The sequence below is a fragment of the Pseudomonas flavocrustae genome (genome assembly GCF_029872515.1).
Lineage (GTDB): Bacteria > Pseudomonadota > Gammaproteobacteria > Pseudomonadales > Pseudomonadaceae > Chryseomonas > Chryseomonas aestiva.
Genome location: NZ_JAPDIQ010000002.1, coordinates 591,371 through 613,889, shown reverse-complemented (window position 1 = coordinate 613,889; position 22,519 = coordinate 591,371). Strand labels below are relative to the sequence as shown.

The window sequence follows — 22,519 nt, the reverse complement described above, 5'->3', positions numbered from 1 at the left end:
GCGTTTCCCCCTTTCGCGAGCGTGCGGCTTCGATGATCTTTCGCCTGCTACAGCTGTTTTGCCTCTGCTTCCTGCTCATCGGCCCGGTCCAGGCTGCCCTCCCCGGGCTGCCGGGCGCCCAGAAGGATCAGGTCGATCCGCAATTCGGCCCGTCCCTAGACCAGGTGATCAAGACCCTGGAAAGCGAGCAGCAGCGCAATCGTCTGCTGGCGGATCTCAAGAAGCTGCAGGCGGCCCAGGCCAAGGCCGAACCCAGCGCCTCCCAGGGCGTGATCGGGTTGATCACCGACACCATGACGGTGGTCGAGCAACAGCTGCAGCGTGACAACCTGCGCGAGCGCTGGCAGTACCAGCTGGACCAGGCGGGCGCCGAGCTGGCCGCCCTGGCGCCGGCGCCCGAGCAGCGCCTCAACCTGCTTTCGGGTTTCGTCATCACCCTGGCCTTCTGGGCCGGTTGCGCCCTGGGCCTGAAAAGCATCAGTCATCGGCTGCGCATCAGGTTCAGGCTCTCCGAGGAGCTTCCGCTCAGACCGCGGACCCTGGACCTGGTGCGTTTCGCCCTGCGCAAGCTGGCACCCTGGCTGCTGGCGTTCGTCATCACCCTGCTGGTATCCCTGTGGATGCCGGACTCCCTGGGCAAGACGGTGGCCGTCACCCTGGCCTATGCCGCCGTCATCGGCCCGCTGTTCGCGGCAACGGTGGTGGTGATCTGCTCCCTGCCCAGCGGCGCCCATCGCAGCCGGGCGCTGTTGATCCTGCGCCGCCGCGCCTTTCGCCCGCTATGGATCATCGGCAGCCTGGCCGCCCTGGGTGGCGCCGCCAGCGATCCGCACCTGGCCGAGACCCTGGGGCCACACCTGGCGGCGGTCATCGCCATCGGCGCCAACATCTGCGCGGCGCTGCTCACCGCCCAGTTCGCCCTGAGATTCCGCCGGCCCATCGCCCACCTGATCCGCAATCAGCCGCTGGCCAAGCGTCAGGCGCTGCACGGTCTGCAGGGCGTGCGCCATCTGATCGCCCGCCTCTGGCACCTGCCGCTGCTGATCCTGGTGGCGGTCTCGGTGGTGGCCACCTTCGTCTCCGCCGGCGATACCAGCGACGCCCTGCGCCGGGCGCTGCTGTTCGCCGTGACCATGGGCGCCGCCCTGGGCCTCAACGCCCTGGTGCGGGCGCGGCTGCTGCGCCGGCGACCGCACGGCCGCATCCAGGAGGCCTATGCCGAACGGCTGCGGGCCTTCTTCGTGCTGGTGCTGGGCATCGTCATCTGGCTGGTGGGGATCGAGCTGGCCCTGCGCGCCTGGAATCTCTCGCTGCTGAGATTCAGCCAGGGCGACGGCCATGCGGTCGCCAGCAAGTTCTTTGGCCTGGGTGGCACCCTGTTGCTGGCCTGGCTGGTGTGGATCCTGGCCGACACCGCCATCCACCGCGGCCTCAATCTGCATCGCGTCAGCCCGAACAATGCCCGCGCCCAGACCATGTTGCCGCTGATCCGCAACGTGCTGTTCCTGACCATCTTCGTCATCGCCCTGATCGTCGCCCTGGCCAACATGGGCGTGAACGTCACCCCGCTGCTGGCCGGTGCCGGCGTCATCGGCCTGGCGGTGGGCTTCGGCGCCCAGAGCCTGGTGGCCGACCTCATCACCGGGCTGTTCATCATCATCGAGGACTCCCTGGCCATCGGCGACTACGTCGACGTCGGCAATCACCTGGGCACCGTCGAGGGCCTGACCATCCGCACCGTGCGACTGAGGGATATCGATGGCATCGTCCACACCATCCCCTTCAGCGAGATCAAGAGCATCCAGAACTACTCGCGGCAATTCGGCTACGCCATCTTCCGCCTGCCGATTCCCCAGGCGCTGTCGGTGGACAAGGCCATCGAGATGGTCCAGGAAGTGGGTCGCACACTGCGCCAGGATCCCTTCATCGGCCGAGACATCTGGTCGCCGCTGGAGCTGCAGGGGGTGGAGAGCTTCGATTCCGGCATGGCGATCCTGAGATTCCGCTTCAAGACCGCGCCGATCAAGCAGTGGGAGGTCTCGCGGGCCTTCAACCTCAGGCTCAAGCGCTACCTGGACGACGCCGGCATCGAGTTGGCCTCGCCGCGCATGAACGTGCGCTACGAGGTAGGCGGCTCGCCGCTGGATCAGGCGGCCCGGGGGAACGAAGCGCCGAGCGAAGGCTGAAGTCGCTGCCACGACCGTCGGTTCTCGCGGCGCTGCGGAAAAGCCTCTAGGGTGGACGTTACTCTGTCCTGGCGAGGTCCCCGACATGCCCCTGCGTACCCTGCTCTGCTATGGCGACTCCAACACTCATGGCACCCGCCCCCTGACCCAGCCCGGCGTGCTCGAACGCTTCGGCTGGGACGAACGCTGGCCCGGCGTACTGGCCCACGGGCTGGGCGCCGATTGGCGGGTGATCGAGGAAGGCCTGCCAGCACGGACCACGGTGCATGACGATCCCATCGACGGCCACCACAAGAACGGCTTCACCTATCTCCGACCCTGCCTGGAGAGTCAGCTGCCGGTGGACGTCCTGCTGCTGATGCTCGGCACCAACGATCTCAAGGCGCGGCTGTCGGTGACGCCCGCGGACATCGCCAGTGCGTTGCAGGTGCTGCTGGAAGAGATCAGGCGCTGCAATGCCGGCCCGGGCGGCGCCACACCCAGGCTGATTGTCATGGCGCCGGCGCCCATCGAGGAAGTGGGCTTTCTCGGCGAGATCTTCGCCGGCGGCGCGGCCAAGTCCCGCCAATTGGCCGCGCGCTATCGTCAGGTGGCCGAGGCCCAGGGCGCGGCCTTCGTCGATGCGGGCGAAATCATCCAGGTGAGTCCCGTGGACGGCGTGCATTTCGAGGCGGACCAGCATCGGCGGCTGGGGGAGCATCTGGTGGGGGTGGTCAGAACGGCCGCAAGCGCCTGAGCGTAGCGTGGACAACGGCGCAGCCTTGTCCGCGGACGCGAGACCACACAGTGGAAAACGCTGCGCGGTTTTCCACGCTACGGCTCCCTTGGCATCGGTCCGTTGGGCTTCGACGATGGAGCCGTCTCAACCCAACCTACGAGAGCCGGGCCCAAGCGGCGGTGCATCGTAGGTTGGGTTGAGCGCAAGCGAAGCCCAACAGACCGCACTCCGCATCGCACCATCGGGCTTCGACGATGGCACCCTCTCGGCCCAGGCGGACCACCCTCACTCCACCTTCTTGCGAATCCAGTACAGATAACGCCCTTCCCCTTCGCTCTTTTCCACCAGTTCATGGCCCAGGAAGACGCAGAACTTGGGGATGTCGCGCTGGGTGGAGGGATCGGTGGCGATGACCTTGAGCAGGGCGCCGGGGGCGATGTCGCGCACCTTGTTGTGCAGCATCATCACCGGCTCCGGGCAGTTCAGCCCGCTGGCGTCGAGGGTGGCATCGGCTTCGAGGGTCATGGGGTCTCCAGGGATAGAACGGTTACAGCGATCTGCATTCAGAGCCTGATGGCGGCCTAGGGTTTCCGATCCAGGCGGCGCAGATGACAGGTCACTTCCTCGCGGTCGTGGTAGAGCTGCTTGCAGCCGATGGCGACCCGCTGACCGCGATCGGCGAAATGGGCGTGCAGGCGTTCGAGGATGCCGGCCACTTCGCGATAGCGCTGCTTCATCGGCAGCTTGAGATTGACCACCGCCTCGCGGCAGTGGCCCTCGCCGATCCAGCGTTCGATCAGCGCCGCGGTGCGCGCGGGCTTCTCGACGATGTCGCAGACCATCCAGTCCACCGGGCGCTTGGGCACGAAGGCGTAGCCGTCGACCTGCAGGTGCTCGACGAGGCCGGTATCCATCAGCGCCTCGTTCATGGGGCCGTTGTCCACCGCCGTCACCAACATCTCGCGGGCCACCAGCTGCCAGGTCCAGCCACCCGGGGCGGCGCCCAGATCGACGGCGCGCATCTCGGAGGACAGGCGGGTTTCCCAATCGGCACGCGGGATGAAGTGGTGCCAGGCCTCTTCCAGCTTGAGGGTCGAACGACTGGGCGCCTCGCGGGGAAACCTCAGCCGCGGGATGCCCATGGGCCAGAGCGCGGCGTTGCCCGGTTCGACCACGCCGACGAAAACCTCGCGCCCGCTGAGAAAGGTCAGCTGCAGCCGTGGCGCCCGGGCATCATCCACCAGGCGGCCGGCCTTGCGCAGCGCCAGGGTCAGGGGACGCTCGAATTTCTTGCAGAAGGTGGAGAGCGCCTTGCCATCGTTGGTGTCGGGCATCTCCAGGGCCAGACTGCCGCAGACGGGATAGCCCGCCAGCAGCTCCAGCAGCGGGCCGATGCGGTCCTGCTCGGGCAGGCTGAGAAAGGCGCCACGGGACCACTGACGGGGAAAGATCAGCTCGGCGAAGGTGATGTTCTGCATCAACCGGGCGGCACCCTCGGCGTCGCCACAGACGAATTCGGCATAGGCCGCACCCGGCTTGCCCTTGGCATAACCGGCCACGCCGAGCAGCGCCGCCCGCTCGCCGAGCTCGGCGCAGACCTCGCCTTCGAATCCGGTACGGCACAGCAGCAACAGGGTATTCACGACGGGGCTTCCTCAAGGGGTCACGCAGGGCGCGCACTATACCCCAGCGCGCCCGCTGGGGAACGCCAGCGGCGCCTATCGGTCCAGTACTACACCTAGAAAAATCAGTCCGCCCAGCGCTAGTACGGGTCTCCTTCACGTTTCGAGGCTCGTACGGCCAGCGGGCAACCGTCGAAGCGTCGATAAGGAGACCCCTGATGCCAGCCCTGGACAGCCTCAAAAGCCTCAAGACCCTGCAGGTCGGTGAGCGCACCTACCACTATTACAGCCTGCCCGACGCGGCCCAGACCCTGGGCAATCTCGACAAGCTGCCCAAATCCCTCAAGGTGCTGCTGGAGAACCTGCTGCGCTGGGAAGACAACCAGACCGTTACCGGCGAGGACCTCCAGGCCCTGGCCGACTGGACCAAGACCCGCTCCGCCAATCGCGAGATCCAGTACCGGCCGGCGCGGGTGCTGATGCAGGACTTCACCGGCGTACCGGCAGTGGTCGACCTGGCCGCCATGCGCGAAGCCGTGGCCAAGGCCGGTGGCGATCCGCAGCGGATCAATCCGCTTTCTCCCGTCGACCTGGTGATCGACCACTCCGTAATGGTGGATCGCTACGCCAGCGAAAACGCCTACCACGAGAACGTCGAGATCGAGATGGAGCGTAATGGCGAGCGCTATGCCTTCCTGCGCTGGGGCCAGAATGCCTTCGACAACTTCCGCGTGGTCCCGCCGGGCACCGGTATCTGCCACCAGGTCAACCTGGAGTACCTTGGCCGCACCGTCTGGACCAAGGACGAGGACGGCCGCACCTATGCCTTCCCCGACACCCTGGTCGGCACCGACTCCCACACCACCATGATCAATGGCCTGGGCGTGCTGGGCTGGGGCGTGGGCGGCATCGAGGCCGAGGCAGCCATGCTCGGCCAGCCGGTGTCCATGCTGATCCCCGAGGTAGTGGGCTTCAAGCTCACCGGCAAGCTGCGCGAGGGCATCACCGCCACCGATCTGGTGCTGACCGTGACCCAGATGCTGCGCAAGAAGGGCGTGGTGGGCAAGTTCGTCGAATTCTTCGGCGATGGCCTGGCCACCCTGCCCCTGGCCGACCGCGCCACCATCGGCAACATGGCGCCGGAGTACGGCGCCACCTGCGGTTTCTTCCCGGTGGACCAGATCACCCTGGATTACCTGCGCCTGTCCGGTCGCCCCGAGGAGACCGTGCAACTGGTGGAAGCCTACACCCAGGCCCAGGGCCTGTGGCGCAATCCCGGCGACGAGCCGGTGTTCACCGACGTGCTGGAGCTGGACATGGGCGAAGTCCAGTCCAGCCTGGCCGGACCCAAGCGACCGCAGGATCGTGTGCTGCTCGGCGAGGTCGCCAAGACCTTTGGCGATTTCACTTCCCTGGCGCCGAAAAAAGCCGAGGCCCCCAAGGCTGGCAGTGGCGTGGAAGTCCAGCTCGACGGCCAGACCTTCCAGCTGGAGGACGGTGCCGTGGTGATCGCCGCCATCACCTCCTGTACCAACACCTCCAACCCCAGCGTGATGATGGCCGCTGGTCTGCTGGCGAAGAAGGCTGCGGAAAAAGGGCTGATGCGCAAGCCCTGGGTCAAGTCGTCCCTCGCCCCCGGCTCCAAGGTGGTGACCGACTACTACAACGCCGCCGGCCTTACCCCCTATCTCAACGACCTCGGTTTCGACCTGGTCGGCTATGGCTGCACCACCTGCATCGGCAACTCCGGTCCGTTGCTCGATCCCATCGAAAAGGCCATCCAGGACGCCGACCTCACCGTAGCCTCGGTACTCTCCGGCAACCGTAACTTCGAAGGCCGGGTGCATCCGCTGGTCAAGACCAACTGGCTGGCCTCGCCGCCGCTGGTGGTGGCCTATGCGCTGGCCGGCAGCGTCAAGGTCGATCTGACCCAGGAGCCACTGGGCACCGGCAATAACGGTCAGCCGGTCTATCTGAAAGACGTCTGGCCAACCCAGCAGGAGGTGGCCGACGCCGTGCAGAAGCTCGACACCGCCATGTTCCACAAGCAATACGGCGCCGTATTCGACGGTGACGAGAAGTGGCAGGCGATCCAGGTGCCAGACGCCGAGACCTATGTCTGGGATGCCGACTCCACCTACATCCAGAATCCGCCCTTCTTCGAGACCATAGCCGGCGATCCGCCGCGCATCGCCGACATCCACGATGCCCGCATCCTGGCGCTGCTGGGTGATTCGGTCACCACCGACCACATCTCCCCTGCCGGCAACATCAAGAAGGACAGCCCCGCTGGCCGCTACCTGGCCGAGCATGGCGTCGACTATGCCGACTTCAACTCCTACGGCTCGCGCCGTGGCAACCACGAAGTCATGATGAGAGGCACCTTCGCCAATATCCGCATCAGGAACGAGATGCTCGGTGGCGAGGAAGGCGGCAATACCTTCCACGTCCCCACGGGCGAAAAGCTGTCGATCTATGACGCCGCCATGAAGTACGAACTGGAAAACACCCCGCTGGTCATCATCGCCGGCAAGGAATACGGCACCGGTTCCTCCCGTGACTGGGCGGCCAAGGGCACCAATCTGCTGGGCGTGAAGGCCGTGGTCGCCGAGAGCTTCGAGCGCATCCACAGGTCCAACCTGGTGGGCATGGGCGTGCTGCCGCTGCAGTTCAAGGACGGCGTGGACCGCAAGTCCCTGGGACTGACCGGCCAGGAAAAGATCGCCGTGCTGGGCATCGACGGTGTCGAGTTGCGGCCGCACATGCCGCTAACCCTGGAAGTCACCCGCGAGGATGGCAGCCTGGAGAGCGTCGAGGTGCTCTGCCGCATCGACACGCTCAACGAGGTGAGCTACTTCAAGGCCGGCGGCATTCTGCACTACGTGTTGCGGGAGTTCCTGGCGAAGCCTGCGGCCTAAGCCAGCGTCAACGGACGCCCGGCAGCCTGGCTGCCGGGCGTTCTGCTGTCAGGAGGCTGCCAACAGCTGACTCGCCTCCCGCCCAAACCCCTCGACCACCTCCTGCAAGGGTCCGAGAAAGCGCGGGTGGATCAGCCACAGCTGGATTTCCGGCTTGAAGTCCTTCAGCGGGATCACCGCCAGGCGTTCGCGGTGGGCGCTGCAGGCCAGCAGCGGTGCCGGGACCAGGCCGAGGCCCTGACCGTCCGCCACCAGGCCGAGCTGGAGTTCGGTGCCATAGGTTTCCAAGTTGATGCGCAGCGCCTGGCCCTGCTCGGCCAGGGTCCGTTGCAGGCTGGCGCGAAAGCCACAGCCGTCGGGGTTGAGTACCCAGCCCTGGCCCTGGATATCGGCCAGCCGCTGCGCCTTGGCCGGCGCCTGGTCGCGGGCACAGACCACCTGCAGCGGCATGGCGCCCAGGGCCTGGGCCTCGATGTTGTCGGGGAACACCTTGTTGGCCGGAAACAGCACCAGGGCGCCGTCCAGCTCGCCATGCTCGATACGGCTGACCAGCACACTGCCCCAGCCCGTCGCCACCTGGGGGCGCAACTCCGGATAGCGGGCGCGGATCTCCCGTACCGCCTGCAGCAACAGCGCATCGCCCAGGGTCTGGGGCACGCCCAGGCGCAACAGCCCGGACGGCGGGGCATCGCCCGCCACCCGTTCGCGCAGGGCGTCCATCTCGCGCAGGATGGCGCGGCAGTGGCCGTAGACCTCCTGACCCAGACGGGTTGGCTTGAGCGGCTTGGTGTGGCGGTCGAGCAACTCGACACCCAGATCCTGTTCCAGGCTCTGCAGCCGGCGGGTGATGGCCGGCTGAGTGAGCCCAAGGGACAGGGCAGCGGCATTGAGGGAGCCGCTGCGGAGCACCGCGACAAAGGCTTCGATATCGTCGGTCTTCATGAGGAGGCGTCTGACTTCCCGTGGCTGGACATGCGCCTCAAGCATAACGCAGCCCCCCTCGCCTGTTTTGGGTTTAGCGTTGCGCCAGCTAATGGGTGAATCCAGAGCAGACCAGCTTTAGTCAGGTGTAGGCAAGGATCGCAGGGTACTGACCATTGACCGCATAGCGCCCGACCTCCAGCACCTTGTAGGCCAGGGGGTCGTGCAGGCTGTGGGTGCGCACGTCGCGCCAGAAGCGATCCAGGCCCAGGCGGTTGTGGGTGGCGCGGGCACCCAGGGCGTCGAATACCCGGGTGGTGACGTCCAGGGCGGTGCGGGCGGCCAGCACCTTGGCGCTGGCCACGGCGATGGCCGTCTCGCCGCGCAGGTCGGTGGTAAAGGCGGCATCGGCGTCGAGCAGGTCATCCACCCGCCGTGCCGCCACCTCGGCGAGGGCCACGGCGCCCTGCAGGGCGATCCAGAGTTCGCCCACCTGGCTCAACACCAGTTGATCCTCGCTGGCGCTGGCGGCGAGGGAATGCACCCAAGGCCGCGCTTCTGCATGCAGATAGCGCCGCGCCTCGCGCAGCGCGCCCTGGGCGGCGCCCAGGTAGTACTGGGTGAAGGCCGACTGGTTGACCGGGGTGCGGATGACCGCGGCGAAATCGCCAGCGTCTTCCAGGTCGCAGACCTGGACCTCCTCCGCGCTGGCCCAGACGTCGTCAAGGGTGAAGCTGCCGCTGTCGCTGCGGGCCACGCCGAAGTGGTCCCAGTCACCGGCGTAGGCCAGTCCGGGCCGGTCCGCCGGCAGGGTGACCATCAGGCGTGCACCGCTCTCCCGGTCAAGGGCGCTGATGGTGAGTCGATCGGCAAAGGCGGCGCCGCTGCAGAAGCCCTTGCGCCCGGTCAGGCGATAACCGCCGCCAGGACTCGGCGTGGCGAGGATGTCGTCGTCGCGTGGATTGACCACCCCGGCCAGCCACAGCCGTCCCTCGGCGATCTCCGCCAGCAGCCGATCGCGCCGCGGCTGGGGTTCGCGGCGCAGGTTCACGGTATTGAGCAGGTGATAGCCAAAGAGCAGGCCGACCGAGCCGTCGCCGGCGGCGATCTCGCGCAGCACCCGCATGGCCAGCGACCAGGGCTGGCCGGCACCCCCGAGCCGCACGGGTATGACCAGGTTGGTCAGGCCGCTGTCCTTGAGTCGTTGCAGCTGGGCGTCGGGACGAATGCGGTCGCGTTCGTCGGCCACCACCCTCGCGGCGAATTCCGCGCCGATCTCGCGGGCTAGCGTCAGCCAGCCAGCGGCATCCTCGATCGTGCTCATCTAGTCCTCCAGGGGGCCGAGGCCCAGGTGATCTCTCAGGGTCGAACCCTGGTACTGGCGCCGGAACAGCCCGCGACGCTGCAAATGTGGCACCACGCTCTCGCTGAATTCGACGAAGGAACCCGGCAGGTAACCGGGGGAAATCACGAAGCCGTCGCAGCCGCCGGCCTCGAACCACTCGGCCAGCTGGTCGGCGATCTGGGCAGCGGTACCCACCAGCTGCGGCACCCGGACGCTGGCGGCGTAGCTGCGACCCAGTTCGGCCAGGGTGGTGCGCGGTCCCAGCTCCAGCAGCTTTTCGGCGGCGGCCGGCGGCAGGTCGCCGACCTCGACCACCTCGCCCAGGGCGGTGTCCAGGGTGAAGCGCGACAGGTCGATATTGAGCTGTGAGCAGAGGGTGATCAGCCCCACCTCCGGTTGCGCCAGGGCGTTGTGTCTTTCCTGCTTGGCGCGCGCCTCGGCTTCGCTGCCGCCGATGAAGGGCATGACCGAGGTAAGGATCTTGCAGCCATCCGGCGACCGCCCCTGCTCCAGCACCTGGCGGCGGACGTCGTCGCGAAAGGCGCGCATGGCGGCGAGATTCGGCTGGATGGTGAAGATGGCCTCGGCCCAGCGCGCGCCGAAGCGCCGGCCGCGACCACTGGAACCGGCCTGGATCAGCACCGGGCGCCCCTGGGGACTGCGCGGGATATTGAGCGGGCCTTCCACGCGGAACCAGTCGCCCTGGTGATCGAGGGCGCGCACCTGCGCGGGATCGGCCAGCACGCCGGCGTCCCGATCCAGGCGCAGCCCCGCGGGTCCCCAACTGCGCCACAGCTTGACGGCCACCTCGACGAATTCGTCGGCGCGGTCGTAGCGCAGGTCGTGTTCCAGGTGGCGCTCCTTGCCGAACAGCCGGCCCTCGCTGTCGTTCATCGAGGTGACGATGTTCCAGGCGGCGCGCCCGCGGGACAGGTGATCCAGGGTGGCGAAGGCCCGGGCGACATGGGCCGGTTCATAGTAGGTGGTGGAGCGGGTGCAACCCAGCCCGAGGTGGCGGGTGTGAGCCACCAGGAAGGACAGCAATGGCAGCGGATCGAGTCGGGTGGCGTCCTGGGCGCCCAGGCGCAAGGCGGTCTCCCGTGAGCCGCCGAGCTGGTCGCCCACGGCCAGGCGGTCGGCGAAGAACAGGAAGTCGAACAGCCCCTCCTCCAGCGCCTTGGCCGCGCGGACGTAGTAGGCCGGGTCGAGGAAATCACCCTGGGTCTCGGGGTGGCGCCAAACGACGTGGCTATGGACGACAGGACCGGCCAGCAGAAAGCCGGCGAGGTGCAGGTGGCGACTCATCGGCTGGCCTCCCGGGGCGCTTGCAGGTAGCGATTGAAACTCTGGTCATAGAGCGACTTGACGTCATAGGGCTGCGGCAGCACCCCGGCCTTGACCAGGAAGTCGGCGGTCTTCTGGCCATCGCTCAGGGTCTGGGCGCTGATTGGTTCGACCCAGGTGGCGTCGCGCCGGAACCAGCGTTCGGCGATGGCCGGATCGGAGTTGTTGCGCCTGGCCCAGGCCTGGGCATAGACGTCGACGTGGTCCCGCGCCCAGCTGCGGGCGCGTTGCAGGCGGGCGACGAAATCGCCGATGGCGGCGCGGTTCTCCTCCAGGTGCCCGGTATTGGCCACCACATAGACCGGGCCCGGCATCAGGTCCTTGGCGGTGACCAGCACCCGTCCGCCCTGGCGTTCCACCATGCTGACATAGGGCTCCCAGGTGGCGGTGGCGTCCAGGGTGCCCTGGCTCAGGGCGGCCACGGCCTCGGTCGGCATCAGGTAGCTGTAGCGCGGGGCGTCGCTGGGCAGTCCGGCCTGTTCCAGCGCCGAATAGACCAGCTGCTGGCTCCAGGAGCCCTTCCAGATGGCCACGCGCTTGCCGGGCAGGTCCGCCACCGTCTTGATCGGCGAATCCTTGCCGACGACGATGGCGGTGCCGTCCGGGCGGTTGCGGGTCACCGCCACCACCTTGACCGGTCCCCCGCGGGCGGCCAGGGCGATCACCGGGGTGTCGCCGACGATGCCCAGGTCGATGGAGCCGACATTGAGCGCTTCCACCACCGCCCCCCCGGCGTTGAATCTCTTCCACTGGATCTGGTACGGCAGATCCTTCAGCTCGCCGGCCTGCTCCAGCAGGGTACTGTTGTAGTAAAACTGGTCACCGATGGTGAGGGTGACCGCCTGGGCCAGGCTGGCGGAGGTGCCGGCCAGAAGGCCGGCGGCGAATAGCAATCCCTTGATCACGAAGGCGTCTCCTCGAAGGTATCGGGAGCGCTCCGTGGGTACGGTCGCGCGGTGGGTGGGTCAGCAGGCTTCAGCCGGTGCGACGGGCGGCGGCCAGGCGCGCGGCGACCTTCTCACGCGTCAGGGGGATCAGCTCGCGACCGTATTCGACGGCGTCGTTGAGCGGATCGAAGCCGCGGATCAGGAAGCTGTCCACGCCCAGGTCGTAGTAGTCCAGCAAGGCATCCGCCACCTGCTCGGCGGTGCCCACCAGGGCGGTGGAGTTGTGCCCGCCACCGACCAGGGCGGCGATACCGGTCCAGAGTCGGCGATCCACGCGATCGCCCAGGGCCACGGTATCGCGCAGGCGCTGGGCCCCGACCGCTTCCGGCTTGGCCGGATGCATGGCGCCTTCCGCGGCCAGGCGCGCCTTGGCCTGTTGGCGAATGGCCTCGGCCTTGGCCCAGGCAGCGTCCTCGGTGTCGCCGAGGATCACCCGGAAGGAGACGTTGAAGCTGGGGGTGCGGCCATGGCGCGCCGCCTCGGCGCGGACCGCAGCGATGGTCTCGCGGGTCTGGGCCAGGGACTCGCCCCAGAGCGCGAAGACATCGGCGTGTTTGCCGGCCACCCGCAGGGCGGCTGGCGAGGAGCCGCCGAAATAGACCGGCAGACTCGGCTGCTGCAGCGGCTTGATGGCGGAGAAGCCCTTCGCCACCCGGTAGTGCTCGCCCTCGTGGTCGAAGGGCTGGGTGCTGGTCCACTCCTGGCGCACCACGTCGAGGAATTCCTCGGTGCGGGCGTAGCGCTGGTCATGATCGAGCCAGTCACCGTCCTTGCGCTGCTCGCCGTCGCTGCCGCCGCTGATGATGTGTACCGCCAGGCGGCCGTCGAGCAGATGGTCGAGGGTCGCCAACTTGCGCGCCGCCAGGGTCGGGGCGACGAACCCGGGCCGATGGGCCAGCAGGAACTTGAGCGTCTGCGTCGCCTGCCCGGCCAGGGCAGTGACCAGGAAGCCATCGGGTTGATCAGACCAGTAGCCCACCAGGATGCGATCGAAGCCGGCCTGCTCGTGGGCCTGGGCGAAGCGGGTGACATAGCCCTTGTCGAAGATGGGACCGGAGGGGGCGATGATCTCCGAGGTGAGGCGATGGCCGATCATGCCGAGGAACTGAACGCTCATGGTGGTGAATCCCGTGCCGAGGTAAAGGGGACGCCTTCCGGGAAGGCGTTGGCTGGGGTTCACCTTAGGCAGGCAAGGCATAAGAAGGAAATTCCTTATGCGCATATCCTAATGCGAGATTTATTTATAAGGCGCATTTAAAGACATGGAGTACTAGATTTTCTATCGCGGTCTTGGTGGTCCGGCACGTGGCCGTTCCTACGAGACTTCAGCATTGTGCTGATCGCGGCCATGGGCCGCTCCTACGGGATATCCGGCTACTGTAGGAGCGGCCCACGGCCGCGATCAGCCGCCGTAGTGTGGAAAACGGCGCAGCCTTTTCCACTGGAGGACTTCGCTGCGAAGGGTGCCCTCACCCCAGCCCTCTCCCAGAGGGAAAGGGGGCGGTCCGAGCGAGCGTTGAGAGGCGTTCCTACCGCGGCAGACCCGGTGGTCTGTTGCCCTTCAACGGTGGAGCCGTCTCAACCCAACCTACGGTGCTATCCCGTAGGTTGGGTTGAGCGCAGCGAAGCCCAACAGGCCGGGGAAGACCCTACCGCTGCATGCCCCACTTCTTCACCGTCAGCCGTTCCAGGGTGGCGAACACCAGGCCTTCCACCAGCAGGCCGATGATGATCACCGCGGCGAGGCCGGCGAAGACGCGGTCGGTGTAGAGCTCGTTGCGATTCTGGAAGATGTACCAGCCCAGGCCGCCCTTGCCGCTGGAGGCACCGAATACCAACTCGGCGGCGATCAGGGTGCGCCAGGCGAAAGCCCAGCCGATCTTCAGGCCCGAGACGATGGCCGGCAGCGCCGCCGGGATGAGGATCAGCCCGACGTACCTCAGCCCCTTGAGGCCGTAGTTGCGCCCCGCCATGCGCAGGGTGTCGGAAACGCCGAGAAAGCCCGAGTAGGTGTTGAGCGCCATGGGCCAGAGCACCGAATGCACCAGCACGAACACCAGGCTGTTCTCGCCGAGGCCGAACCAGAGCAACGCCAGGGGCAGCAGGGCGATGGCCGGCAGCGGGTTGAACATAGAGGTCAGGGTGCCGAGCAGGTCGCGACCGAACTGGGTGGACACGGCCAGGGCGCTCAACGCCAGGGCCAGGACCACGCCCAGCAGATAGCCCTTGAGCAGGGTGCCGAGAGAAATGGCGACCTTGGCCGGCAATTCGCCGGTCACCAGGCCATCCCAGAAGGCCGCGGCGGTCTGCAGGAAGCTGGGTAGCAGCAGGTCGTTGCCCTGCCAGCGGGCGGCCACTTCCCAGGCCAGCATCAGGATCGCCAGGATCACCAGCTTGCGTAGCCAGGCCTGGCTCCACAGGCGCGTCACCAGGGGCAGTTCGACTGCCAGCGGCAAGTCGTCGAGGGGCGCGAGGTCGCGTTGGTATTCGGCCCGCACCGGGGGCTGTCGAGTCATGGGTCTACCTCGAAACTAGTAGGAAATGCGCCCCTGGACGATGGCCTGCTGCAGGCGCAGGCGCTCGTCGGCGACCTCCGGTGGCAGGGTCTGAACGTCGTCGGGGAACAGCAGGTTGTGGATGCGCAGCGCGGTACTCTGGAATTCGGCGCCGCCGAAGTCTTCGAGGCCGAACTGGTGGCAGTTGAGTTCCGCGCGGACCCGGCCCGGATGGGGCGACAGCAGCAGGATGCGATTGCCCACCACCAGCGCCTCTTCGATGGAGTGGGTGACGAACAGCAGGGTGAAGCGCACCTCGTCCCAGAGCGCCAGCAATTCTTCCTGCATCTTGCGCCGGGTTAAGGCATCCAGCGCAGCGAAGGGTTCGTCCATCAGCAGGATCTTGGGCTGCATGGCCAGGGCGCGGGCGATGGCCACCCGCTGCTTCATGCCGCCGGAGAGATGATGCGGATAGGCATCGACGAAGCGCGCCAGGCCGACCTTGTCGAGGTAATGCAGCGCTCGCTCGCGCGCCTCGCCACGACTGGCCTGGCGACTGGCGAGCAGCGGGAACATGGTGTTCTCCAGCACCGTCTTCCACGGCGGCAACTGGTCGAATTCCTGGAACACCACGATGCGGTCCGGTCCAGGGCCCCTGATCGGCTGGCCATCCAGGCGGATCTCGCCGTGCAGCGGCGGCAGAAAACCCGCCACCGACCTGAGCAGACTCGACTTGCCGCAGCCGGACGGCCCGAGCAGCACGAAACGGTCGGCGCCATGCACCTCGAAGGACACCTGGTGGGTAGCCCGCACCCGGCGCTCGCGGGTGTGGTATTCGAGGTCGAGATCCTGCACCTGCAGCAGCGGCTGGGTCTGCGCCAGGGTCAGGTGCGGACGGGAAGCGAGAGGGGCATTCATGGTCGTCTCCGGTATTTAAAGGTTGCTCAAAGTTTTGCGAGCTAGAGCCAAACGAGGCTAAAAGACCGGAGGAAGCGGAATTTACGGGTGGTAAATGAGCATTCCGACGGGCTTTTCAACGCGGTTTGGCCGACGCGCAGCAGACTTTGAGCAAGCTTTCAAAAAGGTGCATCGCCCTGGATGGTCGTGCGATACAGCTTGCGCCGCAGATGATTGGGGCAGCCGGCCGCCAGGTGCAGCAGCGAGCGGTTGTCCCAGAACACCAGGTCGTGGGGTTGCCACTGGTGGCGATAGAGGTGCTCGGGCTTGACGCTGTGGGCATGCAGCTCGGCCAGCAGCTCGCGACTCTCGTCTTCCGGCAGGCCGACGATGTGGGTGGTGAAGCCCTCGCTGACGAACAGCGCCTTGCGGCCGTTTTCCGGATGGGTGCGCACCACCGGATGCACCACCGCCTTGACCTCGGCCAGTTGCGCGGCGGTCAGGGTCGGCCGCCAGTTACCCTCAAACTTGGGTTTGGCGTAGGTGGCGGTGTAGGAATGCTCGGCCTGGAGACCTTCTACCTGGCGCTTCAGCGCCGCCGGCAGGGTGTCGTAGGCCAGGTGCATGTTGGCGAAGAGGGTATCGCCGCCCTCCTCCGGCAACTCCTGGGCATGCAGCATGGACCCCAGGCTCGGCAGCTCCTTGTAGGAGAGGTCCGAGTGCCAGAACTTGCCGGCATCGCCCAGGCCGATCGGCTGGCCGTCCTCGACGATGTTGGAGACGATGAGGATCTCCGGGTGGCCGGCCAGGTGGAATTGCTTGAGGACATGGATCTGCAATTCGCCGAAGCGGCGGCTGAAGGCAATCTGCTCCGCGGGGGTGATGCGCTGGTCGCGGAACACCACCACATGGTGGTCCAGGTGGGCGCGATGGACACGGGCGAAGTCTTCGGCATTGAGCGGCTGGGCCAGATCGATGCCGAGGATCTCGGCCCCCAGGTTGCCGAAGGGACGGATCTCGAAAGTCTCGCCGGCGGCCGGACGGGGGGATGCGAGGGTCATGGGAGTGTTCTCCTTGGTGGTCCAGCTCAGCTGCCGGGACGCTCGTGGGCTTCGGGGAAGAAGTAGTCCTGCCAGGCGGCAGCCTGGTGTTTCAGCACGCCCAGCTCATGCAGCTTCTGGGCGTAGACGAAGGTGCGCTGGGGCTCGACGGTGAAATCGATCTCCGGGTCCTCGACGATGCGCTGCACCAGGGCCAGCGGCAGCTTGGAATGCTCGACGCGGATATAGGCCTCGGCGGCCGCGGCCTTGTTGGCGCGGATGAAGGCGGCGGCCTCCACCAGGGCGTCATAGAAGGCGCGATAAGTCTTGGGATTCTCGTCGTGGAATTTCTCGGTGGTGTAGAGCACGTTGAAGGTGCCCGGTCCGCCGAGGACGTCGTAGCTGCTGAGGATGCGATGGACTCGGGGATTCTCCAGCGCCTGGTACTGGAACGGCGGGCTGGAGAAATGGGTGGTGATCTCCGCGCCGCCCGCCATCAGGGCGGCGCTGGCATCGGGGTGCGGCAGACTCACGCTGATGGCGTCGAATTTCTTGAACTGGGCGTCGCCGAAGACCTTGGCCGTCTCGATCTGCAGGGTGCGCGACTGGAAGCCCACGCCCGCCGCCGGCACGGCGATGCGGTCCTGGTCGGTCAGGTCGCTGATCGACCTGACCTCGGCGCGATTGCTCAACAGGTAGTTGGGCATGGCGCCCAGGGCGGCGATGGCCTTGACGTTCTGCCGGCCGCGGGTGCGATCCCAGACGGTCAGCATCGGCGGTACCCCGGCGGAGACCACGTCCAGCGCGCCGGCCAGCAGCGCCTCGTTCATGGCGGTGGCGCCGGAGATGCTGTTCCAGTCCACCTGGATGTCCAGCCCGGCGGCCTTGCCGTGCTTTTCGATCAGCTGCTGATCGCGTACCACGTCGAGGATCAGATAGCCGATGCCGAATTGCTGGGCGATGCTGATCCTGCCCTCGGCGGCGGCATTGCCCGCGAAACCCAGGGCACCCACCACCGCGGCGATAACCGCCAATCCCTTCCCTACCCTGCCCATCATCCCGCTCCGTGCCGACTGGCTACCCGAAAGCGTTATAGGCTAATGAGCTGTTATAACTTTTGGTAAAGACGGAATTTGACTAACCATATGCACGGAGATGCGGGACCGGGTGAATTCGACCGCTGGAAAGGTCCTAGCCTTCAAGCAGCTGTCGCAGGCGCCGCACGGCGCTGGCCGGCGTAGTAAGCACCGAGCCGCCCCAGGCGGCTTCGCTGGCCGATTGCGCGGCGGTCATGGAAAACTGTGCGAAACAGAGCACGTCATAGTCGCCGCGTAGCCGCTCTGCAGCCGCGGCGATAAGGGCGTCGTGGCGGGCCTGGTCTCCCGCATGCAGGGCTTCCAGCGCGCCTTCGCAAAGGATTGGTGAGATATCTACCGTCTGGCCGCGGCGGCTTGCTTCGACCTCGAAGTCGCTGACGATGGCCGCGCCCGCCGGGCCGAAGGTGGTCAGGGCGGCGATGCGACCGCCCCTGGCCAGGGCCTCCTGCACCATGGCCTCGTTGGGCTTGAGGATCGGTCGCTGATAGCGGCGCTGGCAGGCTTCGATGGCGCTGGAAAAGGCCGAGCAGGTAAAGAGCACGGCGTCGGCCTGGGCGCGAAAGGCATGCTCGGCCAGGTCCTGAATGCGCTGGTCCAGCGCTGGCGTACTGCCGCCAGCGGCGCTGGCGTCTTTCGACAGCGAATCGTCCCAGAGATCGAAGCGCAGCGCCTGGGGCCAATCCTGGGCGAAGGCCGCGTTGATGGGCTCGATGGCGATGCGGGTGGCGTGAATCAGAAAGATGCGTTTGGCGGCGGTCATGGTGATAGCGCTCCAGGAAGGGCCGCCTGAACGGCGACGGGTAGCTGGCGGAAGCGCCTAGCGGACGTCGAGGATGATCACGCCGTCGGCGTCGGCGTAGAGCTGATCGCCGCTGCGGATCGTCTGCCCGGCGAAGGTCACCGGCTCGCCGACCTGGCCTTCGTTACGCTTGACCGACTTGCGCGGCGAGACGCCCAGCGCCTTGATGGCCAACGGCAACCCGGTCAGCACCGCCTTGTCGCGAACCTGACCATAGATGAGCGCACCGGCCCAGCCGTTCTTCACCAGGTCCTCGGCAATGATGTCGCCGAGCAGCGCGCAGCGGTCGCTGCCACCGCCATCGACCACCAGCACGCGCCCCTCGCCCGGCTGCTGGCTGAGTTCCTTGATACGCGAGTTGTCCTCGAAGCACCTGACCGTCAGCGCCGGTCCGGCGAAATCGGTGCGGCCGCCCAGGTCCTGGAAGATCGGCTGCAGGACCCGCGCCTGGTCACCATGCGCGTCGCAGAGGTCGGTGGTCTTGAAGGTCATGGTGGTGCTCCTTGATGGTCGAAAGATCGGTCAGGCCGTTACCGTTCGCCGTGCCAGCAACTGGCCGGTCACGACCACGATGAAGACGCCGAGGACGCCGGCGGCATAGGGGACCCAGTGCATGTCACCGGTACCGAGCCACCCCTGCAGGAGTTCATCGCTGGCAATCAGCTTGCCGGCGATCCAGCCGAGCAGTGCCGCGCCGGCCACCACCAGCCAGCGAAACCTTTCCATGAGCTTCAGGATGAGCTGGCTGCCGAAGATGATGATGGGGATGCTGATGAGCACCCCGGTGACGGCCAGGCCCAGATGGCCTTGAGCCGCGCCGGCCACGGCGATGACGTTATCCAGACTCATCACCACATCGGCCACCATGATGATCCAGATCGCCTGGCCCAGGGTGGTACCGGCCTTGACGTCGGCCTCGTCGTCTTCGGGCACCAGCAGCTTGATGCCGATCCACAGCAGCAGCACGCCGCCCACCACCTTGAGCAGCGGCCAGCCCAGCACGTAGCTGGCGACGAACAGCAGCAGGATGCGCAGGATGACGGCCCCGGCCACGCCACCCAGGATGGCCTTGCGACGTTGCGCGTCCGGCAGGCGCCGACAGGCCAGGGCGATGACCACGGCGTTATCGCCGCCAAGCAGGATATCGATGATGACGATCTGGAGCAGACTGGTCAGGAAGACCGGATCGGACAGGGCGGTAAGCAAGGTGGACCTCGTCTATTTGGGGGCTGACGTCCCTTGGGCAGCAGCGGCCCGCAATGATTTCAGGTCATTAATATTGTCTTTTATATCAATACAGAACAATATTTGCCAAGCTTGAAATCCAGCGTTCGCGGACCGAGAACGCTGCGTTGGCCAGATACCAATTTCCGGGTGATGCCGGCTCTCCTAGCATTCCTCTACCTCTCTACCTTCTCGCAACCGGACCGGATAGCCCATGAAGTTTGCCCTGGATTCCGCCTACACCGGCCAGCTCACCCTCGGTGACCGGCAGTACGCCTATGCCGATCTCAAGCGCCTGTTCGACGCCGACACCCTGGCCCGCCTGCCCTATTCCCTGCGCCTGCTGGTGGAAAACGTCGCCCGCTGCTTTCCCGAGGCGCTACCGCCGGTGCTGGCCCGGGCCCGCGGTGAAGGCCCGCCATGCGAGGCGCCCTTCCTGCCCAACCGCCTGATGTTCCATGACACCACCTGCCTGCCCGCCCTGGCCGACTTCGCCGGCATGCGCGACATGGTGGCCGAACTGGGCGGCGATCCGAGCCGGATGAATCCGCGCATCCCGGCGGTGCTGACCATCGATCACTCGGTGATCGTCGAGCGCTTCGCCGAGCCAGGTGCGGTGGAAGCCAATCTGGACATCGACTATCGCCGCAACACCGAGCGCTACCAGTTCATCAAGTGGGCGCAGAAGAGCCTGGACAACTTCAAGGTGGTGCCACCAGGCACCGGCATCATCCACCAGGTCAACATGGAGTCCTTGGGCACCGTGGTCTGGGAGAGCGAGACCAGTGACGGCCAGCCCCTGCTGCACCCGGACGGCATGGTCGCCACCGACAGCCATACACCGATGATCAATGCCATCGGCATCCTGGGTTGGGGCGTCGGCGGTCTGGAAGGCCAGGCGGCCATGCTGGGCGAACCGGTACCGATCAGCTTTCCCGAGGTCATCGGTATCCGCGTGACCAACGCGCTGCGTCCGGGAGTGACTGCCACCGACCTTTCCTTGAAAGTCACCCAGTTGCTACGTCAGCGCGGCGTGGTGGGCAAGTTCGTCGAATTCTGCGGACCGGGCCTGTCGGGCCTGAGCTGGGCCGCCCGCGGCACCCTGGCCAACATGGCGCCGGAATACGGCGCGACCGTGGTGTTCTTTCCGTTCGACGCCGTCACCATGGAATATCTGGAGCTCACCGGTCGCAGTCCCGAGCTGCGCGAGCGGGTCGCCGCCTACCTGGAGGCCCAAACGTTATGGCGCCACGATGGAGATCCCGAACCGGTTTTCACCGAGGTCGTTCACCTGGACCTCGCCAGCATAGAGCCCAGCGTGGCTGGCCCGCACCAGCCGCACCAGTGGCAGCCACTGGCTGAAGCCGCCAACTCCTTTCGCGCCGAGCTCCGCGCCGAACCGGCTGCGGCGCTGATCGCCCGCTCCAGCCAAGCCGCAGCGGATTACTTCGAGCCGAGTTTTGGCCAGCCATTGACCCACGGCGCCATCTCCATCGCCGCCATCACCAGCTGCACCAACACTGCCAATCCGAGCCAGATGATCCAGGCCGGGCTGCTGGCGCGACGAGCACGGATGCGCGGCCTGACCCGCAAGCCCTGGGTGAAGACCTCACTCTCACCCGGCTCCCGGGTGGTGGCCGATTATCTGGGTGAAGCCGATCTGCTGAGCGACTTCGCCGCGCTCGGCTTCGAGCTGGCCGGCTTCGGCTGCATGACCTGCATCGGCAACTCGGGCACCTTCGAAGCCCATGTGGAGGCCTTCGCCGACCAGGGCCTGAAGACGGTGGTGGTACTTTCGGGCAATCGCAATTTCGAAGGCCGGGTCAATCCCAAGGCGCAGTTCGGCTACCTGGCCTCGCCGGCTCTGGTGGTCGCCTATGCCCTCGCCGGCAGCATCGACGTCGATCTCGAACAGGCCGCGCTGGGCCTGGATCAAACCGGTCAGCCGGTCTACCTGCGCGACCTGATGCCGGACGATGACGAAGTCCAGGCCCTGGTCCGCGCAACGGTGCGGCCCGAACTCTTCCGCCAGCGCAACGCCACCCTCTGGGACGGCACCCACCACTGGCAGGCGTTGTCGGCCGAGGGCAGCGTGCGCTTTCCCTGGTCGCCAAGCTCGACCTATCTGCGCCGTCCGATCTATCTGCAGGGCATAACCCCGGAACCGCCGGCGTCGCTTGCCGTGCGCGACGCCCGGGCGCTGATGGTGCTGGGCGACAACATCACCACCGACCACATCTCGCCCGCCAGTGCCATTCCCCTGGAGAGCCCGGCCGGCCGCTGGCTGGTGGACCATGGCGAGGCGCCGGAAGACCTCAATCAATACTCGACCCGGCGCAGCAATCACGAGGTGATGATGCGCGGTGCCTTCGTCAACCGCGCGGTGAAGAATCGCCTGCTGCCGGCGCATCCGGGCCAGGGCGGCTGGGCGCGAGCAGCCGACGGCGAGGTATTGCCGGTATACGACGCCGCCCTCAGCTGGGTCCGCCAAGGCACGCCGCTGGTGGTGTTCGCCGGCATCAACTATGGCGCAGGCTCCAGTCGCGACTGGGCGGCCAAGGCCCAGGCCACCCTGGGCGTCAGGCTGGTGGTGGCGCAGAGCTTCGAGCGGATCCACCGCAGCAACCTGATCGGCATGGGCATCTTTCCAGTGCGCTTCCCGGCCGGGCAAACCGCCGAGAGCCTGTGTCTGACCGGCGACGAGCGCCTGGACTTCGCTGGCCTGGATGAACTGCGGGTAGGGATCAATTCCATCACGCTGCAGATCATCCGTCCGGACGGCCGGAGTGACAGCGTGGCCCTCGAACTGCCGCTGGATTCCAGCCAGGAGCTGCTCTACCTGTGTCAGGGCGGCATCCTGCCCTATGTGATCCGCAAGAGCCTCGGCGAACAAGGGAGTTGAACCAGCGGCCTCGGTACACCGAGGCCCTAACCCTACAGCCACCTTGGACCGGTCATTCATCCCT

General features: G+C 66.6%; 18 protein-coding genes. 4 read left to right on the top strand and 14 right to left on the bottom strand.

The features are described 5' to 3' along the window. The first annotated feature begins 32 nt into the window (after positions 1 to 32). Positions 33 to 2,186, top strand: coding sequence for a mechanosensitive ion channel family protein (locus OMP44_RS07605; RefSeq protein ID WP_273861719.1), 2,154 nt, complete (start codon positions 33 to 35; stop codon positions 2,184 to 2,186). Between the two features lie 85 nt (positions 2,187 to 2,271). Continuing rightward, complete coding sequence (locus tag OMP44_RS07600; protein WP_187979131.1) at positions 2,272 to 2,922, top strand: SGNH/GDSL hydrolase family protein; 651 nt, start codon at positions 2,272 to 2,274, stop codon at positions 2,920 to 2,922. A 267-nt stretch (positions 2,923 to 3,189) separates the two neighbouring features. Here OMP44_RS07600 and tusA read toward each other — a convergent pair whose 3' ends face one another. Both tusA and rlmM read right to left on the bottom strand, forming a co-directional pair. Then, on the bottom strand, positions 3,190 to 3,429 hold the full coding sequence (gene tusA, locus OMP44_RS07595) for a sulfurtransferase TusA (RefSeq protein ID WP_027597771.1): 240 nt from the start codon (positions 3,427 to 3,429) through the stop codon (positions 3,190 to 3,192). Between the two features lie 56 nt (positions 3,430 to 3,485). Next, complete coding sequence (gene rlmM, locus OMP44_RS07590) at positions 3,486 to 4,547, bottom strand: 23S rRNA (cytidine(2498)-2'-O)-methyltransferase RlmM (RefSeq protein ID WP_133859245.1); 1,062 nt, start codon at positions 4,545 to 4,547, stop codon at positions 3,486 to 3,488. A 197-nt stretch (positions 4,548 to 4,744) separates the two neighbouring features. Between rlmM and acnA (OMP44_RS07585) the strand changes: the two genes are divergently transcribed. Then, positions 4,745 to 7,444 carry an aconitate hydratase AcnA gene (gene acnA / locus OMP44_RS07585; RefSeq protein WP_273861715.1) on the top strand — a complete coding sequence of 900 codons (2,700 nt, stop codon included), beginning with the start codon at positions 4,745 to 4,747 and terminating at the stop codon, positions 7,442 to 7,444. Positions 7,445 to 7,492: 48 nt separating this feature from the next. Here the strand turns inward: acnA (OMP44_RS07585) and OMP44_RS07580 are convergent, their stop codons facing one another. From OMP44_RS07580 to OMP44_RS07525, 12 genes are all read right to left on the bottom strand, one after another. Next, a complete protein-coding gene (locus OMP44_RS07580; RefSeq protein WP_280307219.1) occupies positions 7,493 to 8,386 on the bottom strand; it encodes a LysR family transcriptional regulator in 894 nt (297 codons plus the stop codon). A 121-nt stretch (positions 8,387 to 8,507) separates the two neighbouring features. Further along, positions 8,508 to 9,689 carry an acyl-CoA dehydrogenase family protein gene (locus tag OMP44_RS07575; RefSeq protein WP_280307218.1) on the bottom strand — a complete coding sequence of 394 codons (1,182 nt, stop codon included), beginning with the start codon at positions 9,687 to 9,689 and terminating at the stop codon, positions 8,508 to 8,510. Next, a complete protein-coding gene (locus OMP44_RS07570) occupies positions 9,690 to 11,015 on the bottom strand; it encodes an LLM class flavin-dependent oxidoreductase (protein ID WP_280307216.1) in 1,326 nt (441 codons plus the stop codon). After that, entirely contained in the window at positions 11,012 to 11,959 is a 948-nt protein-coding gene (locus tag OMP44_RS07565; RefSeq protein WP_280307215.1) for an ABC transporter substrate-binding protein, read from the bottom strand. Before OMP44_RS07565 ends, OMP44_RS07570 begins: the two co-directional genes overlap by 4 nt. Positions 11,960 to 12,029: 70 nt before the next feature. Further along, positions 12,030 to 13,118: an LLM class flavin-dependent oxidoreductase gene (locus OMP44_RS07560; protein WP_280307214.1), complete on the bottom strand. Its 1,089-nt coding sequence runs from the start codon at positions 13,116 to 13,118 to the stop codon at positions 12,030 to 12,032. A 532-nt stretch (positions 13,119 to 13,650) separates the two neighbouring features. Then, positions 13,651 to 14,517, bottom strand: a complete 867-nt coding sequence (locus OMP44_RS07555) for an ABC transporter permease (RefSeq protein ID WP_158896882.1) — start codon at positions 14,515 to 14,517, stop codon at positions 13,651 to 13,653. Between the two features lie 15 nt (positions 14,518 to 14,532). Further along, positions 14,533 to 15,414: an ABC transporter ATP-binding protein gene (locus OMP44_RS07550; RefSeq protein WP_187979124.1), complete on the bottom strand. Its 882-nt coding sequence runs from the start codon at positions 15,412 to 15,414 to the stop codon at positions 14,533 to 14,535. Between the two features lie 158 nt (positions 15,415 to 15,572). Then, positions 15,573 to 16,454, bottom strand: coding sequence for a TauD/TfdA dioxygenase family protein (locus tag OMP44_RS07545; protein WP_273861709.1), 882 nt, complete (start codon positions 16,452 to 16,454; stop codon positions 15,573 to 15,575). A gap of 26 nt (positions 16,455 to 16,480) precedes the next feature. After that, positions 16,481 to 17,488, bottom strand: coding sequence for an ABC transporter substrate-binding protein (locus OMP44_RS07540; RefSeq protein ID WP_280307211.1), 1,008 nt, complete (start codon positions 17,486 to 17,488; stop codon positions 16,481 to 16,483). A 136-nt stretch (positions 17,489 to 17,624) separates the two neighbouring features. Continuing rightward, on the bottom strand, positions 17,625 to 18,290 hold the full coding sequence (locus tag OMP44_RS07535; protein WP_187979121.1) for an aspartate/glutamate racemase family protein: 666 nt from the start codon (positions 18,288 to 18,290) through the stop codon (positions 17,625 to 17,627). A 57-nt stretch (positions 18,291 to 18,347) separates the two neighbouring features. Beyond that, positions 18,348 to 18,821, bottom strand: a complete 474-nt coding sequence (gene rraA, locus OMP44_RS07530) for a ribonuclease E activity regulator RraA (protein ID WP_187979120.1) — start codon at positions 18,819 to 18,821, stop codon at positions 18,348 to 18,350. 30 nt (positions 18,822 to 18,851) lie between these two features. After that, positions 18,852 to 19,535, bottom strand: a complete 684-nt coding sequence (locus tag OMP44_RS07525) for a TerC family protein (protein ID WP_187979119.1) — start codon at positions 19,533 to 19,535, stop codon at positions 18,852 to 18,854. 232 nt (positions 19,536 to 19,767) lie between these two features. Here OMP44_RS07525 and acnA (OMP44_RS07520) point away from each other — a divergent pair, with 232 nt between their 5' ends. Further along, positions 19,768 to 22,455, top strand: a complete 2,688-nt coding sequence (gene acnA / locus OMP44_RS07520; protein WP_280307210.1) for an aconitate hydratase AcnA — start codon at positions 19,768 to 19,770, stop codon at positions 22,453 to 22,455. Positions 22,456 to 22,519 lie beyond the last annotated feature (64 nt).

Bases quoted from the DNA above. Each gene is read 5' to 3' on its own strand.
- OMP44_RS07605 (WP_273861719.1), top strand. From the start codon at position 33: ATGATCTTTCGCCTGCTACAGCTGTTTTGCCTCTGCTTCCTGCTCATC.
- OMP44_RS07600 (WP_187979131.1), top strand. From the start codon at position 2,272: ATGCCCCTGCGTACCCTGCTCTGCTATGGCGACTCCAACACTCATGGC.
- tusA (WP_027597771.1), bottom strand. From the start codon at position 3,429: ATGACCCTCGAAGCCGATGCCACCCTCGACGCCAGCGGGCTGAACTGC.
- acnA (WP_273861715.1), top strand. From the start codon at position 4,745: ATGCCAGCCCTGGACAGCCTCAAAAGCCTCAAGACCCTGCAGGTCGGT.
- OMP44_RS07580 (WP_280307219.1), bottom strand. From the start codon at position 8,386: ATGAAGACCGACGATATCGAAGCCTTTGTCGCGGTGCTCCGCAGCGGC.
- OMP44_RS07575 (WP_280307218.1), bottom strand. From the start codon at position 9,689: ATGAGCACGATCGAGGATGCCGCTGGCTGGCTGACGCTAGCCCGCGAG.
- OMP44_RS07570 (WP_280307216.1), bottom strand. From the start codon at position 11,015: ATGAGTCGCCACCTGCACCTCGCCGGCTTTCTGCTGGCCGGTCCTGTC.
- OMP44_RS07560 (WP_280307214.1), bottom strand. From the start codon at position 13,118: ATGAGCGTTCAGTTCCTCGGCATGATCGGCCATCGCCTCACCTCGGAG.
- OMP44_RS07555 (WP_158896882.1), bottom strand. From the start codon at position 14,517: ATGACTCGACAGCCCCCGGTGCGGGCCGAATACCAACGCGACCTCGCG.
- OMP44_RS07550 (WP_187979124.1), bottom strand. From the start codon at position 15,414: ATGAATGCCCCTCTCGCTTCCCGTCCGCACCTGACCCTGGCGCAGACC.
- OMP44_RS07545 (WP_273861709.1), bottom strand. From the start codon at position 16,454: ATGACCCTCGCATCCCCCCGTCCGGCCGCCGGCGAGACTTTCGAGATC.
- OMP44_RS07540 (WP_280307211.1), bottom strand. From the start codon at position 17,488: ATGGGCAGGGTAGGGAAGGGATTGGCGGTTATCGCCGCGGTGGTGGGT.
- OMP44_RS07535 (WP_187979121.1), bottom strand. From the start codon at position 18,290: ATGACCGCCGCCAAACGCATCTTTCTGATTCACGCCACCCGCATCGCC.
- rraA (WP_187979120.1), bottom strand. From the start codon at position 18,821: ATGACCTTCAAGACCACCGACCTCTGCGACGCGCATGGTGACCAGGCG.
- acnA (WP_280307210.1), top strand. From the start codon at position 19,768: ATGAAGTTTGCCCTGGATTCCGCCTACACCGGCCAGCTCACCCTCGGT.